The organism is Neobacillus sp. S1115, assembly GCF_055385565.1.
Genome location: NZ_AP038275.1, coordinates 859,526 through 873,980, shown reverse-complemented (window position 1 = coordinate 873,980; position 14,455 = coordinate 859,526). Strand labels below are relative to the sequence as shown.

Sequence of the window (14,455 nt, the reverse complement as noted above, 5' to 3'; positions counted from 1 at the left end):
TTAGCTTAAATAAAATATTTCACATTCATTAATAATTTCTGCCTTTTTGCGCGCAAAACTTCCGATACCCCCGTTATGAACCGTCCCTGTGGTGTTTCTCGTTACTACTTTCAGTATTAGTATCCAACTGTAACTGAAGTAGCGGCCGGGGCACTGGTACCTGCATCATTTGATGCTGTAACAGAAATGACATAAGTTTGACCTGGTTTAGGCTTACTTAACGTTGCATGTGTTTCTGAGATGGGCCTCAATCTATACGTACGGCCATTCACAGTAAACCAAACGGTAAATTTGACATTTTGAGTAATGGCATTATTGTTGTCCCAGCTAATAACAATATTATTAGAGTTTTTATCAAAATAAGCTTGCAAATTGGTTGGACTGTTTGGCACTTCTGTTTTTTCTTCAACTGTTATTGAAACAGATGCTGGATCACTTTTTATCTCTTCAGAAATGGCAACGATTGTAAATGTATATGATTTTCCTTTCTCCGGGCTTTGAAGTACTGCTTGGCTTTCATTTGTGGATGTTAGTTTTGTTGTCATTCCACCTACTGTATAAGAAACATCAAAGGTTGTTTCTGAACTGGTTTCAGAAGCATAATTCCATGATAATTGAATGCTATCTGAAGCTTCATCATATTTCGCCTGAGCATTGGTTGGTTTATCAATCTTAGGTGCTGGTGGCTTTTCTCCGCCTTGTACATAGTATTCCTTGCCTAATTTTCCAACACTGCTTGGTTGTATAAATCCTTCCGTGCTGGTAGCTGCTCGTGACATAATCTCTTTAAACGCTAATTTAGAGAAGTGCTCGCTTTTTCCTCCTAAATAGTCATCTGAAGAAGTAGTTTCTGTGTAGCCTGTCCAAACAGCACCTGTGTACTGCGGTGTATAACCTACAAACCATGCATCTCTTGTCGCATTATTAGGTAAACCGTATTTCTCTATTGCTGATTGATCGAAGCTGGTTGTTCCTGTTTTTCCAGCTATATCAAGACTGCTAACATTTGCCATGGTTCCTGTACCTGAATCCACCACAGTACGTAACATATCTGTGATGAGGAAGGCAGTAGAGTCTTCCATTACTTTCTTTTTACTTGAAGCTAAGTTCTTTTCCGTTCCATCGGGATAAATTATTTTGGAAACAGTAAATGGTTCTGCATAGTAACCTCCATTCCCGAAAGCTGCATACGCTCCAGCCATATTTAAAGGAGATGCTGCATCAATGGCGCCTATTGCATTCGATTCATTTGCTTTTTGAGATTCTGTAATAGGAAAACCAAGGCTATTGGCAAAATCAGTGGCATAGTCTGCTCCAACTTCCTGATATGTTTTTAATGCAGGAATATTACGTGACCAGGCCAGATGATCTCTAATCGTTTTATCTCCTGCATAGGTATGACTTGCATTTCGAATAGGGGTTCCATTTGAGTATTGATACTTCTCATCTTTTATTATGTGTCCAGTTGACCATTTGAATTTTTCAATGGCTGGGCCGTAGTCAAGAATTGGTTTAATCGTAGAACCAGGATGACGTTTAATCCTTGTTGCATAGTTAAATTTGCCGGTTTGATAATTTCTTCCTCCGCCAATGGCTTTAATGGCTCCAGTCTGGGTCTCGGCAATGATAACAGCTGTTTGCAGCTTATCATTACCTGGAAAATCGATATAATCATTTGTTGAAAGAACATCTTCCGTAACTTGCTGGATTTTTGGGTCAATGGTAGTGTAAATTTCTAATCCATCTTCAAAAATATTCCCACCTGTTTTTTCTTGTACTTCTGAAATGGCAGTATCAACAAAGGCTTGATATTTATTTGATGCCGCTTTTTGAATATTTAATGTATCTTCAATTGGTGTACTTTGTGCTTTCTCCATTTCTGATTTAGAAATATATCCATGTCTATTCATATAATAAAGAACCATATTTCTGCGTTTTTCTGCTGCATCAAGATTATTTTCAACAGTAGGTGTATAGTTATTGGGACTTTGTGGAATCCCGGCAAGGAGTGCTGCTTGTTCCAGTGTTAATTTATTTAACTCATCGGGACCAAGCCCGAAGAACCTTTCGGCCGCTTTTGCGACGCCATATACATCATTACCATATAAATTCTTGTTAAAATACATTTCTAGAATTTGATCCTTAGAGAACTTTTTTTCTAATTGAATGGCTAAATACCATTCCTGCACTTTTCTTGTAGGGGTTTTTTCAATTGATAAAAAAGAATTTTTCACAACTTGCTGTGTAATCGTACTGCCGCCTTGAGAAGAACCAGTTGTAATATTCGTCCAAACAGCAACAAGAGTACGTTTAACATCAATTCCATGATGCTGATAAAAACGGGCATCCTCTGTGGCCAAAACAGCATTTTTTAAGACATCAGGTATTTGCTTAATATTAATTTCATTCCGTTTCTCTTTACCGATTTCGGCAATGACGGTTTTCCCATCACTAGCAAAAAATTTGGAAGATAAAGGATCCTTCAATAGCGTTTCGTCAAACTTAGGAGCGTCTTTAATGATCCAGTAAAAAGCGCCCACTCCAAACAAGAACAGTACAATTCCGAGTGTAAGACAAATGTATAAGAATTTTTTCCAAAATCCTCTTCTTGGCCTCTTGTTCTCATCCTGTTTTGAAGAACTTTGTTGTTGTTCTTGTATATTTTTTCTCCGCTCAGTCCGAGACCAATCATTTTCTGTCATGTTTCTTTCTCCTACCTTTCAAGACCATGGCCAAGACGGCCCGATTTGAACGAGGCGAACCGTTCCTGTGGTGTTTTTAAAATAAAAGTTGCGATCATCCAAGAACTTTCAAAGCGAAAAGGTATAAGTATTATTATCTCCACCCCGATACTATTTATGGGTTGCCAGCTGGCTAAATTAATTAAAATCATTATGGAAGAGTCAATTTCAAGTATGGAAAAATATTTATTAAATGTGCATTTTCATTCCTAATGACAAAACGAGTGCACATTGACACTCGTTTGAACTACATTATTAATCAATTGTCTATTGCATCAATTTAAGAAAAATTCCAAGAAAAAAGCCATGAGAACTGTCCCCATGGTTCACACTTGGTTTATATATTTTTTTATAACCAAAATTAAGACTAAGATTACAGGTATAAGAATTTGAAAGGGAATATGCATATAAAGCGGAACAATTTTTAATCCAATAAACAAGTGTTGAAAAATATTTTTAGACAAAATAAATGTGGATAAGAACGTTATGGCTGCCGCGATGATTAGTAGTCGATTTCGCTTTGTCTTTGGAAAGGAGTTCTCCAGTATCATTAGCCCACTGTACATAAACACAGAAATTTTTACAAATCCACCTATTAAATTGATAATAACAGCCATAACCTCTATATGAGGTAAAATCTCTAATAAGCTGGTTAGTTCCAACGCCTTTACAAATGGAAAAACATACGAGGTAACGGTTTCTGAACCTAATAAGCCGAGCATCATCTCACCTGCTAAAAGCAGCAGTACACCAGTGATACAAATCGAAATCCAGCCGTATTTTCGTAAGATCTTTTTATCGTTTACATACGGAAATAACATCGTAAATACGATGAGTTCGCCATATGGAAAGGTTAATCCAGTTGGGAATACAGAAGAAATTACCTGCTTCCAGCTTGTTCTGAAAACGGGAGTTAATCGGCTGATTTCAAAGAAGGGAGAAATATATCCGAACACAATGAGTACGAAAATAATCACACCGGTAAACGCACATAGTATCAAAGAACTTCTTGCTATCGCTTCAATACCGAGATAACAACAATAGGACACCACGAACAGAAAGGTAAACGAAATCATCCAAAAAGAGACATTGTTAAAAAGCACTGATCCGATGAAAAAAGAGAAATCCTTTAACACTCTTCCTGCAATATATAAAAAGTATAGACAATACATAAATCCCAAGATTCTGGACAGCCATTTTCCAAATCCTAATTCTAAAATTTCAATCAAGTTACTCCATTTTCCTAAAGAATAGAGAAGGATATAGAGATAGAAAATCCCGATCCCTATAATCAATGATAAAATAATCACGATCCAAACATCTTGTTTTGTATCGAAGTTCCAGCCAACGACGATAGCACTTCCGAGCAAAAAGTTGACCATTAAGGTGAATATTTCCATCGGTGCTATTTTGACCATTCATCTATCTCTTCCCTTCCACTCCATAAAGCTTATCTGCATTTACGATGAAATGTCTCCTACATCTAAAACTTTTATCCTCACATTTGTTTGAATTTGGACGGTTGAATATATAGAATTCCAATGGTTTTTGAGCCTATTCCAGGTTCTTGGTTGTTTTCTATATAAGGCTTCACCGAATCCCTTTATATCCGTTTTTTTATTTTGCGTCTTTTCTAACAACTTATTAATCCGTTTTTGAAGCTCTCGTTCTGCCTCGTGTTCTAAGGAGGCAATGTTTTTCGTGTTTGAAGTGTCTATCTTACACGAAACGTCAGAAAGCTTACCTGTAATTTGAAGCTGAAGGTGAAAGGAAGGAACTCCCTTATTATCACTTATTTGTATTTGTGGTTTACCTCTAACGTCCTTCCATGTCACATAGCCTTTCTGTTTTTGGCACTTCGTTATAATTGTGGTATCTTTAATTTTGCCTTGAATTAACGCATATAAATTACTTTCTTCAGAAGAAAGCCAGTATGAAAGTTTTTGATCTTGAAAAACAGCTAATCCTTCTAATGATAGAATCGTCTCCGGGGTAGCCGTTTCAATATTAGCCTTCGATGTTCCTTTTGAAAAAGAACCATTCATCGTGATGTAAGGAATGGTTACTTCCGTTCGATTCTGCACGATCTTTTCCTTTATATTATTGGAGGTGATATCAGATAGCCTCCCCCAGGACTCTCGTTTTCTTATAAGCATTTCTTCGAATCTGCTTCCAGAAATTTTTTGTAGAGGCGTAAAGATCCGAAGCAGTTTATTTGCTGTAACTCCCTTGGATATAACAAACCTGATGTTTGCAGGTAAATTGGATTCTCTCATAAAGTAATTAGTAATAGAAGAAATTCCTTCAGATTTTGCTAATGCTTCTCCTATTACCGCTACTTCCGTATTATCTAAGAAAATTGGCCGTGCTACTTTATTTTGAATACTCTCCATTGCTTCAGGGAGGGTTCTTCCCTTTGCACTGTATGTGTAAGAACCGGTTTCAGCTGCTCCTTCTTTGCTATTAGAGGCAGGATTATATATTTGTAAGCTGGCAATATATCCGTCCTTACTCTTATCAATTCCAATCGCGGAAACCACACTAAGTTTATTTAACAATGTGTCCTGGACTTGTTTACTTACAATGATGGAAAAAATGATTCCTATCGCTAAAAATATATTAATATTTGACTTCATATGCTTGAGCTTAACCTTGTTATTACTTTTATATGTCTCTTCCATCGTTTCTTCAGACATAAATTGTGACTCATCATTAGTCATTTCCACTAGTGATAGCTGAATGGCACTGTCTTTTAGATCATGTCCAACCAAAGGAGCAAAAGGAGATAAATAAGGCACTCCAAAGCTGCGCAATGAGCATAAATGAACCAATAATAAAAGTGACAATAAAGCGATGCCATATAAACCGAGAGCCGCACCTGCAGCTATAAAGCAAAAAACGATATTTGCTGCTGTTATACGCAATTGGTAAATCGGAATGACACTTGTTAAAATATACGTGAGGCTGACAATCACTAAACTGGCAGGTTCAACTAATTGTGCTTCTATTGCGGACTGCCCTAAAATGATTCCACCAAATATGGAAATGGTTACGGCAATGTTTTGCTGTAACCGAGTGGAACTTTCGTTTATGGCGATAATCACAATAATTAATATGGTTACTTCTAATGAAGTTGGAAATGGTACCAACTCCCGCTGTGAAACAAATCCCACTAACAGTTTGACTGGCAAAAGGTTTGCATGGTAGGTCATAAAAGCAACATATACACCTGGAATATACAATGAGACAAAAAATAAACAAAAACGAAGTAATCTTGTATTAATGAAACCTGTATTACTAAAATAATAGTCCTCAGGTGTTTGGAAAAATTGAATAAATACAGCAGGGGCAATAAGTACATATGGAGTACCGTCTACAAAGATGGCGATTTTTCCTTCAAGTATTTCGGCAGCAACCACATCAGGTCGATCGGTATTGAGCATAAGTGGAAAAAAAGACATAGACTCCTTTGTAAGAACCGACTCTATATAATTGGTTCCGAGCACGGCATCCAAATGAAGGCTATCAAGACGCTTATAGATGGTTTGAAGCACTTTCTTATCCACCACGTTCTCCAAGTACATGACAGATATATCTGTATGGGTTTTTGTTCCATACTGTTTCGTCGTGACTCTGAGATTAGGATTTTTTATTATTTTTCGAACAAGAGATATGTTGGTGCTCCTATTTTCATTGAAACCTTGGTCTGGTCCTTTTGCAACACGCTGTCCTTTAGGACTTTCAATACTGCGCCCGTTCCATTTGGTCGTATCTGTTGAAAGGATTGTACTACATCCTTCCACTATAATCAGCGTTTTGCCTGTCAGTAACTCAACTGAAGCAAGATTTATATTTTCCACTCGTGTAATTTTTTTTGTTTGAATAACCGCTGACTCCAAAAAGGAAAGCAGTTCTTCATCTATTTGGAAATTGGGAAATGGATATGTTAATAAAGGTTCCAAAATGTACTCCTGTATGGAATTTGAATCTACAATTCCATCGATGAACAACACGGCTGCTTTCTTATCTTTACGCGTCAACAAAATGTCCCTTATTTGAAGATCGGAACTTTCCCCCAGAATCGTCCTTATGGCATGTATATTGTTACCAAGATCACTCGAAGTGTCTTTGTTACCAGTCATTTTCATCACCTGGGTTTAATTGGTATTGTTAAGTTAGTATCTCTTGAAAGCAAAAAAATATGCAGGACTCAACATGGAGAACCTGCGCTCTTGATTTATTCCGCTATGGGATCCTTTGGCGTCATAATATTAAAATTAGGGTCTATTTTATCTATTACTCCCAGGAAAGATTGCCATATATGTTTATCTCCCTGGATAATGATAATAGAATTATTGGTATGATTATTCGTTGTAACTAGATTGTATAATGTTTCTTTCCACATCGTAACCGTTACATCGGCACCAATGAATAACTCATTCTTCAAATATCTAAAAATTCCACGTTTTACTTCCGTTGATGCCGCTTCCTTTCGGTCAGGAATCACAAAGTTTATTTTGTAATCAAAATCTCCTGCTAACTGACCATCGATTCGAATGCTCAATAGATTCAAAATGCTTTGGAGTGGTATAGCATCCAATACCTCTTTTGTTCTAGTCGATATTGGAATGAGTCTTTTCCCATAGCGCAGCTCTTGTGCGCCCATCAAATACTCATTTCTCCATGGCCCAGATTCTGCAATATACCCTAATTGTTCTAGTGCATCGGCACATAGAAGCTTCGCTTCTTCATGGTTAGGATTAGAATAAATCACATGTTTTAGTACTTCTGCTGTCCATTGATATTCACCATTCTGATAAGATTTTTTTGCTTTTTCAAGGACCGCTTCCTCTCCCCCCATATATTCCACGTATTTTCTAGCCGATTCCCCTGGGAGGAGCTTATTTAAATCTATTGGATTTCCATTATACCAACCCATGTATTTTTGATAGACTGCCTTGGAATTATGATTGACTGTCCCGTAAAATGAACTGTTGTACCATTCTTCACTTAGACTTTCGGGCAGCTTCACCATCTTTCCAACCTCTTCCAAAGTAAACCCTTGATTAATCAAACGTAACGTTTGGTCGTGGATATATTGATAGACATCTCTTTGTTTTTCTAAGTAATTTATACAATTTGTATGACCAAAACGAGCCCAGTTGTGTGCTCCAAATATACTGCTTACTTCATTACCAAATACATCAATGGCTTGTTGTAAATAGAATGCCCAAGCCACAGGATTTCGAACTTGGGCACCTCTTAATGTATATAAATTATGCATAGTAACGGAGGCATTTTCTGCAATACATAAGGACTTTTCACTTGGAATATAAATGTTCATTTCTGCAGGAGCTTCTGTATCCGGAGTAAGTTGAAATTGTAAAGTGACCCCATCAATAATCTTTTCTACATAGGATAAATCATTAGCTGGAGAAATTTCTTCGATATTCGCCCTCAACGTTACTTTTCCAGTGGATATCGTTTTACCGAGGCCATCATCTATCTGTCCTTTATCATTATTTGGCAGGTGAAGCCCGAACATAAAGATTCCACGTCTATTCATAGCTACCCCTGCAGTAATGTTTTCTTCAATAACGGAATTCATAAAACCCTTTGGAGCATACACGATTACCGATTCTATATTAGCGTCTTCTAAAATTCCTGAGATCCCGCCGTAATGATCCACATGTGAATGAGTAATAATGATAGCACTGATTGAAAAATCACCTGAATATGATTGCATTAATTGTATGGCAGCTTGTGCGGTTTCCATACTAGTTAGACAATCAATGACAATCCACCCCGTTTTACCCTTAATGAAACTAATATTGGCGATGTCAAATCCTCTTATTTGATAAATATTGTCTGTTATTCTATATAATCCTGTATGCAGGTTTAATTTGGCTTGTTCCCATAGCTTTGGATGAACCGTATCAGGTGTTTGCTCTTTTAACAAAAAAGCATATTTACTTAAATCCCACACGGAAAAATTAGTATGTTGTCTTTGAATGACTGGCAAAGGAACATTCACCAACAGATTTTCCTTTACTAACGCTTGTTCCCTTTTTAACTTTCCCCAATTGATTTCCCTATAAAATGCCTTATTGACCCAACTAGTCTTACTTGTTGCTGGTTTTCTGGTATCATTTAGCTTATTGTCGTCGTCATAAAAGGGCATACATACACCTCCCATATATAACCATAGGGACGGTTCAAATAGCTTAACTGGGAAAGAAAAAGCGAGATCACTAGAACAGTCCCCTTGGCTCATCTTTGTTCTCCCTCATCTGAAGAATAAGTTCCATATAATAGTAAAAGCTCTTCGTGAGAAACTTCATATACTGGTTCGATACGTTTCTTTTGATCAAGAGGAAGATCAAGAACAGAATTCACAGCAGCTAACCAAAGGTCATAACTTGGTGCATCTGAAGCATTGGTAAGAACCGCAACGCCGAGATGTTCTTCTGGTACAAATCCAAAATAAGAGGACACTCCAGGCTGGCTGCCGCCATGTTGAACCCAATAATAAGTTATGATGGTCCAGTTTTTTTTCAATTGAACATCTCTTCAATCTATCTTACATAAACCGCTTTTAATCTATAACCAATATTCTATATATCAAAGCCAAAACAGATGTATGTAAATTGTAAAATCACGAAAGAGATTCAAGAATTGTATGAGATGGGACAGAAATACGACACGGATTTTTTGAACCTAGAGCTTACTCTTTACAGGGACGGCTATCATACATGGAGTAAGTTTAATAATCACGTACACGGTTCAAAGCCTGACCTTCTTAAAGACATTGAATTTCATATTTCAATTAAACATTCCAATTCTAATAAAAACTAGAAGTTGAATATGGAAGACATCCAATAAAAATGAATGTCTTTTATAAAGAATGCTGGTTTTCCTTCTTATTCAACCTGCCCCGAATTTAAGTACAACATTTCACAATCTTTCTTGTGCAAAAAGAAAAAGGCGACCTCCTTCTTGAAGGACGCCCACGTTTAAGATAGATCCCAAATCGGGACCCTTTATTATAATTGATGAAACGTTTTAATCAATTAAACGAGCAATTTACTCTGGATTGTATTCCATAAGTTAATATGTCTTATTGTGTTAATAGTTTCTGAGCCACTATATACCCCGATCCACCATTTACCCCATGTCCGGGCCAAGTTGCGGCCCCGAGCATATACACATTTGGAATTGCTGTCTGATGACCCGGCTGCCCTGGTAATGGTCTCAATAGATAACTCTGACCTAAATCATGTGCACCACCATACGGATCCCCCGGACCAGCATTAGGGTTATACTTAGCAATTGTGTCTGGTGTGACTACGTATTTTCCAATGACTGAGCTTGGGATGTTTGGTATATGCTTGCTGACCACGTTTAGCACACGTTCTGTAAAACGCTCTGTCAAATCATGCGACCATGTCCCATCCCCCACATCGATGAGATTTGCAGCATCCCCGTTTGGCCTTATAGGTACTTCCAGCACTTGAATACGCATGATTGCCTTTCCTGACGGTGCCCTTGTTGGATCAAGATTTGTCGAACAGTCTACGGTAAAGGTCGGATTTGACGGTAGCAGATTAGCTGCGCCTTGGGCAATAGCTAAGGTAAATCCGTCTAGCCCATCTGTTAGATGTGGCTGACCGACACGGTTAAACCGCTTATCCGGCCAGTTTGGCGGCTCACTCAGAGCTAAATGAATTTGTACACATCCTCTGCCGTATCGAAACTGTTTTGCTTGCGCGCGCAGTGGCGGTGACATTTCGGTATCGGCTAATAGCGAGAGATACAGCTGGTCAGGTGTAGTTGAGGCCACGACCGCCTGTTTGGCACGGTATTTCTTCCCCTTTGAGGTCCTTACGCCAACTGCTCTACCATTTTCCACTAAAATCCGCTCGACCTGAACCTCTGTAAGAATTTCCCCGCCTTTGTCCGTGATCAGCTGAGCTAATGCCTGAGCTAACTTCTCGCTGCCGCCCTCCGGTATTGGCATTCCACCGCCCATCAATGCCAGCACGGTGAGCGGCACCCAAATTCCACTTCCCACCTCATCCGGTGTGCGGCCAAGGTGAGTAACCCAGGAAGCAAGCATCGCCCTCGTCACAGGTGACTGAAGCGAACTAACCGTATTACGAGCCGTTGAAACGAGCGATGCTGCAAATGGTGAATAACCCACGCCGCCCTCTTGATGAAGTAAACGCTGGACGATAGGTGCAGCTTCTGGACTGGAAAGATCCATGTTAAATAACCCAAAAACATCGTTTACATAAGGATTCAACTGTTCAAACATGCCTGCCAGCGCTGTGCCGTCACCAGGGGCCAACCGTTCTGCCTCAGCGATGAGCTCCTCAAAGGAAGAAGGAAGGACCGCTGTTCGTCCGTCTTCCATCGAAACGCCAGTCGGCAGGTCTGTATTTAAATAGCGAAGCCCGCGTGCTTCTAAGTCCTCTCTTAACTCTGCGTACGCTGGTCCGGTTGTAAAGAGCGGATGAGCAGCAGCATAGACATCATGTTTGAAACCTGGCAGTGTCAGCTCTTCTGTGCGCAAAAATCCACCTGGACGGTCATTTTTTTCTAAAACTAATACACTTCTCCCAGCCCGTGTTAAATAGGCAGCTGTTATTAACGCATTATGGCCGCTGCCAATAATAATGACATCAAATTGATCCATCATATCTCTCCTTTTACGATATCTACGTAAAAGGATATTATGGTTTTTAGATAATAAGCACTAAATATAGGACATTAATAAAAAATATTTTAGGACGTCTCTACCATTAAGGAAGGCCCTTTAACCTAGAAATTGTGTACAAAGCGAAAAAGCTATTGAACTGCCACATTAAAAAAAAGGCCACCGAAATGGCTGCGAATTTTTAAAGAAGTGCACCCATTAGAAGAAGATCAATTATAAATAGGTATCTTTAATAATGTCCTTCCAGTAGTGCCAGGCTTTTAGATATTCCTCAAAATCTTGTGGATGGTGCTTAATACAAGTACCTAACCTAAGATATAAACCTATCATGACTTCTAAATATAAAAATGAATTATTTTCATTTTTTATCATCAATTCACTTAGTGCTGAATCAATGGTTTCTTTCGTCAAATCATCTGGAGAGGAGCAAAAGGAATAGATTAGATCATAGAGAGGATCGCCAATAACAGGGGTTGGGTCAATGACCCCGCTTAGCCGTCCGTCACTAAAAATGAAATTATGGACCCCGCAATCCCCGTGTAATAAGTATGGTTTTCTATCAGTATTCATTTTTTCCAAGAGGTTAAGAACGAAGGTATGTTCACTACTATCTAATCGGGAATCGATAATTTTATTTGCCTCAATTATATTGTTCATAAGAAAACTCTGCCAAGAATCTGTTGGTTCATCAGCCCAACCCCACCCCATATCAGGAACGGACTTATAATGATTTAGAAGTTTTTGTACAAGTGCCATGAGCATATCCTTTTTGTTATTTGGAAGATAATTGGTTGACCCTTCTATGAATGAATACACTATGTACTTATATGATTTTTCCACGAATAGCAGTTTAGGTAACAAATTTGATTCATTGTAAGTATTAAGAAAATTTGCCTCTGATTCGATAATTTTTGGTTCATTTAATTTAACAACATATTTCGTGTTGTTACTGTTAAGCAGGTAGACCTTACTAACAGTGCCCCCATTTAATTTTTCATATTCTATTGGTTCTGAATCAATCATTCCGCTATGAATGAGGTCTAAAATTATCTTTTGAATATCCATTATGTCACTCCAGCTTCTACTTATTCTTCTTAAATTAAACCGAACCCGCAATCTCTTAATCATTCAGTCGTATAGAGAAGCTATATGCGACCGAACCGGCGATCTTTAAATTTTCCAATTATATCATTATTATAGCAGTGAGATTAGTTCGGATGGCTTGTATTTTCCCTCAAAAAGTAACAAACATTACAAAGAAAACTTACCCACGAGTAAAAATTAAAAAGGGACTACAGTTTCCGCTAATTATAGCAGGAATCCGTAGTCCCCTCTCACCACTCAAAGTTTCTCCGAATTCTATTAATATCTTGCCGTAAGCATTTTCTTACGAGTATAGAATTCTACACCATCTTTACCATTTGCATGCAGGTCGCCGTAGAATGACTTTTTATAGCCAGAGAATGGGAAGAAGGCCATTGGAGCCGGGACACCCATATTGACCCCAAGCATTCCTGCGTCGATATTTTCACGGAATTCACGAACTGCTTTCGCACTATCCGTGAACAGGCAAGCGCCGTTAGCGAAATCAGATTGGTTTGCCACTTCAATTGCATCTGTAAGAGTTTCAGCACGAACAATGGATAGGACAGGTGCAAAAATTTCATCCTGCCAAATTTTCATACCAGGTTTCACGTTATCAAAAATTGTTGGACCAACAAAGTAACCTTCACCATTTACTGCCTTATCCTTACGTCCGTCGCGAACAAGAATGGCACCTTCAGATTCACCGATTTCAATGTATTTAACGGTACGTTCCTTATGGGCTTCACGGATTACTGGTCCGAGGAAGCTGCCTTTTTCAAGGCCGTTGCCGATTGTCATTTCCTCACAAGCTTTCACAAGGCGGCTGACTAATTCATCCGCAACATCCCCAACCGCTACAACCACTGAACAAGCCATGCAGCGCTCACCAGCAGAACCGAAAGCTGCGCCGATAATATTTGTAACAGTCAAATCTAGGTCTGCATCAGGAAGAACGATTGTATGGTTTTTCGCACCAGCTAAAGCCTGAACGCGTTTTCCGTTTGCAGCAGCTGTTTTGTAGACATATTCTGCAACCGGCTGTGATCCAACAAAGGAAATGGCTTTCACATCTGGATGCTCAAGGATTCCGTTAACGACATCGTGCGCACCGTGAACTACGTTCAGTACGCCATCTGGAAGTCCTGCTTCCTTGAACAATTCAGCCAGGCGGTTTGCAAGCAATGGTGTACGCTCAGAAGGTTTTAAAATAAACGTATTACCGCAAGCAATCGCTAATGGGAACATCCAGCAAGGAACCATCATGGGGAAGTTGAATGGTGTGATACCGCCGACAACCCCAATTGGGTAACGGTACATTCCTGACTCGATTCCTGTTGCGATGTCAGGAAGCTGAGTACCCATCATAAGTGTCGGGGCACCTGCAGCAAATTCCACGCACTCGATTCCACGCTGCACCTCTCCGTATGCCTCATCATAATTTTTTCCGTTTTCCATCGTAATCAAGCGGGCGAGCTCATCCCAGTGATCAACAAGAAGCTGCTGATAACGGAATAGAATTCTGGCACGTTTAGGAACAGCGACATTTTTCCAGGACTGATATGCTTCCTTCGCCACTTCTACAGCACGATCAAGATCCTCACGGATTGACAGCGGTACGTTCGCTAATGTTTCACCTGTTGCCGGATTTGGAACAGCCTCTGTTTTTTCAGATACAGAAGAGACCCATTCTCCCCCGATAAAGTTCTTTAATGTTTTCGTTTCAGCTGTTGCTGACATGAATATTTCTCCCCTTTCCGTACGCTGATATTATAAAGCTACTATTATTGTATAATACAATTATTTTAATAAAGCCAAAAACGCAAGTAATGTACAAAAACTTGCCTATTTTTGGCTTATTAATTTATTTCCTTTGCGATATTGTCCCTTTGTTCAAGAACCAATGATGTCCTTT

The 14,455-nt window shown here is 38.9% G+C and carries 9 protein-coding genes; 1 reads left to right on the top strand and 8 read right to left on the bottom strand.

Annotation, left to right across the window (positions count from 1 at the left end; genetic code table 11):
• Positions 1 to 116 precede the first annotated feature (116 nt).
• The 5 genes from ACZ5B7_RS04130 to ACZ5B7_RS04110 all read right to left on the bottom strand — a co-directional run bounded on the left by ACZ5B7_RS04130 (position 117) and on the right by ACZ5B7_RS04110 (position 9,299).
• Positions 117 to 2,702, bottom strand: a complete 2,586-nt coding sequence (locus tag ACZ5B7_RS04130; RefSeq protein ID WP_464492765.1) for a PBP1A family penicillin-binding protein — start codon at positions 2,700 to 2,702, stop codon at positions 117 to 119.
• A gap of 365 nt (positions 2,703 to 3,067) precedes the next feature.
• Positions 3,068 to 4,159, bottom strand: coding sequence for a GerAB/ArcD/ProY family transporter (locus tag ACZ5B7_RS04125; protein WP_464492764.1), 1,092 nt, complete (start codon positions 4,157 to 4,159; stop codon positions 3,068 to 3,070).
• 42 nt (positions 4,160 to 4,201) lie between these two features.
• Positions 4,202 to 6,883, bottom strand: coding sequence for a Ger(x)C family spore germination protein (locus ACZ5B7_RS04120; protein WP_464492763.1), 2,682 nt, complete (start codon positions 6,881 to 6,883; stop codon positions 4,202 to 4,204).
• A 95-nt stretch (positions 6,884 to 6,978) separates the two neighbouring features.
• Complete coding sequence (locus ACZ5B7_RS04115) at positions 6,979 to 8,922, bottom strand: alkyl/aryl-sulfatase (RefSeq protein WP_464492762.1); 1,944 nt, start codon at positions 8,920 to 8,922, stop codon at positions 6,979 to 6,981.
• 89 nt (positions 8,923 to 9,011) lie between these two features.
• Positions 9,012 to 9,299, bottom strand: a complete 288-nt coding sequence (locus ACZ5B7_RS04110; protein ID WP_464492761.1) for a hypothetical protein — start codon at positions 9,297 to 9,299, stop codon at positions 9,012 to 9,014.
• Positions 9,300 to 9,377: 78 nt separating this feature from the next.
• Here ACZ5B7_RS04110 and ACZ5B7_RS04105 point away from each other — a divergent pair, with 78 nt between their 5' ends.
• A complete protein-coding gene (locus tag ACZ5B7_RS04105; protein ID WP_464492760.1) occupies positions 9,378 to 9,596 on the top strand; it encodes a Ger(x)C family spore germination C-terminal domain-containing protein in 219 nt (72 codons plus the stop codon).
• Between the two features lie 262 nt (positions 9,597 to 9,858).
• Here ACZ5B7_RS04105 and ACZ5B7_RS04100 read toward each other — a convergent pair whose 3' ends face one another.
• From ACZ5B7_RS04100 to ACZ5B7_RS04090, 3 genes are all read right to left on the bottom strand, one after another.
• Entirely contained in the window at positions 9,859 to 11,439 is a 1,581-nt protein-coding gene (locus ACZ5B7_RS04100; protein ID WP_464492759.1) for a phytoene desaturase family protein, read from the bottom strand.
• A 231-nt stretch (positions 11,440 to 11,670) separates the two neighbouring features.
• Positions 11,671 to 12,522, bottom strand: coding sequence for an aminoglycoside phosphotransferase family protein (locus ACZ5B7_RS04095; RefSeq protein ID WP_464492758.1), 852 nt, complete (start codon positions 12,520 to 12,522; stop codon positions 11,671 to 11,673).
• A 297-nt stretch (positions 12,523 to 12,819) separates the two neighbouring features.
• Positions 12,820 to 14,280, bottom strand: a complete 1,461-nt coding sequence (locus ACZ5B7_RS04090) for a CoA-acylating methylmalonate-semialdehyde dehydrogenase (RefSeq protein ID WP_464492757.1) — start codon at positions 14,278 to 14,280, stop codon at positions 12,820 to 12,822.
• Positions 14,281 to 14,455 lie beyond the last annotated feature (175 nt).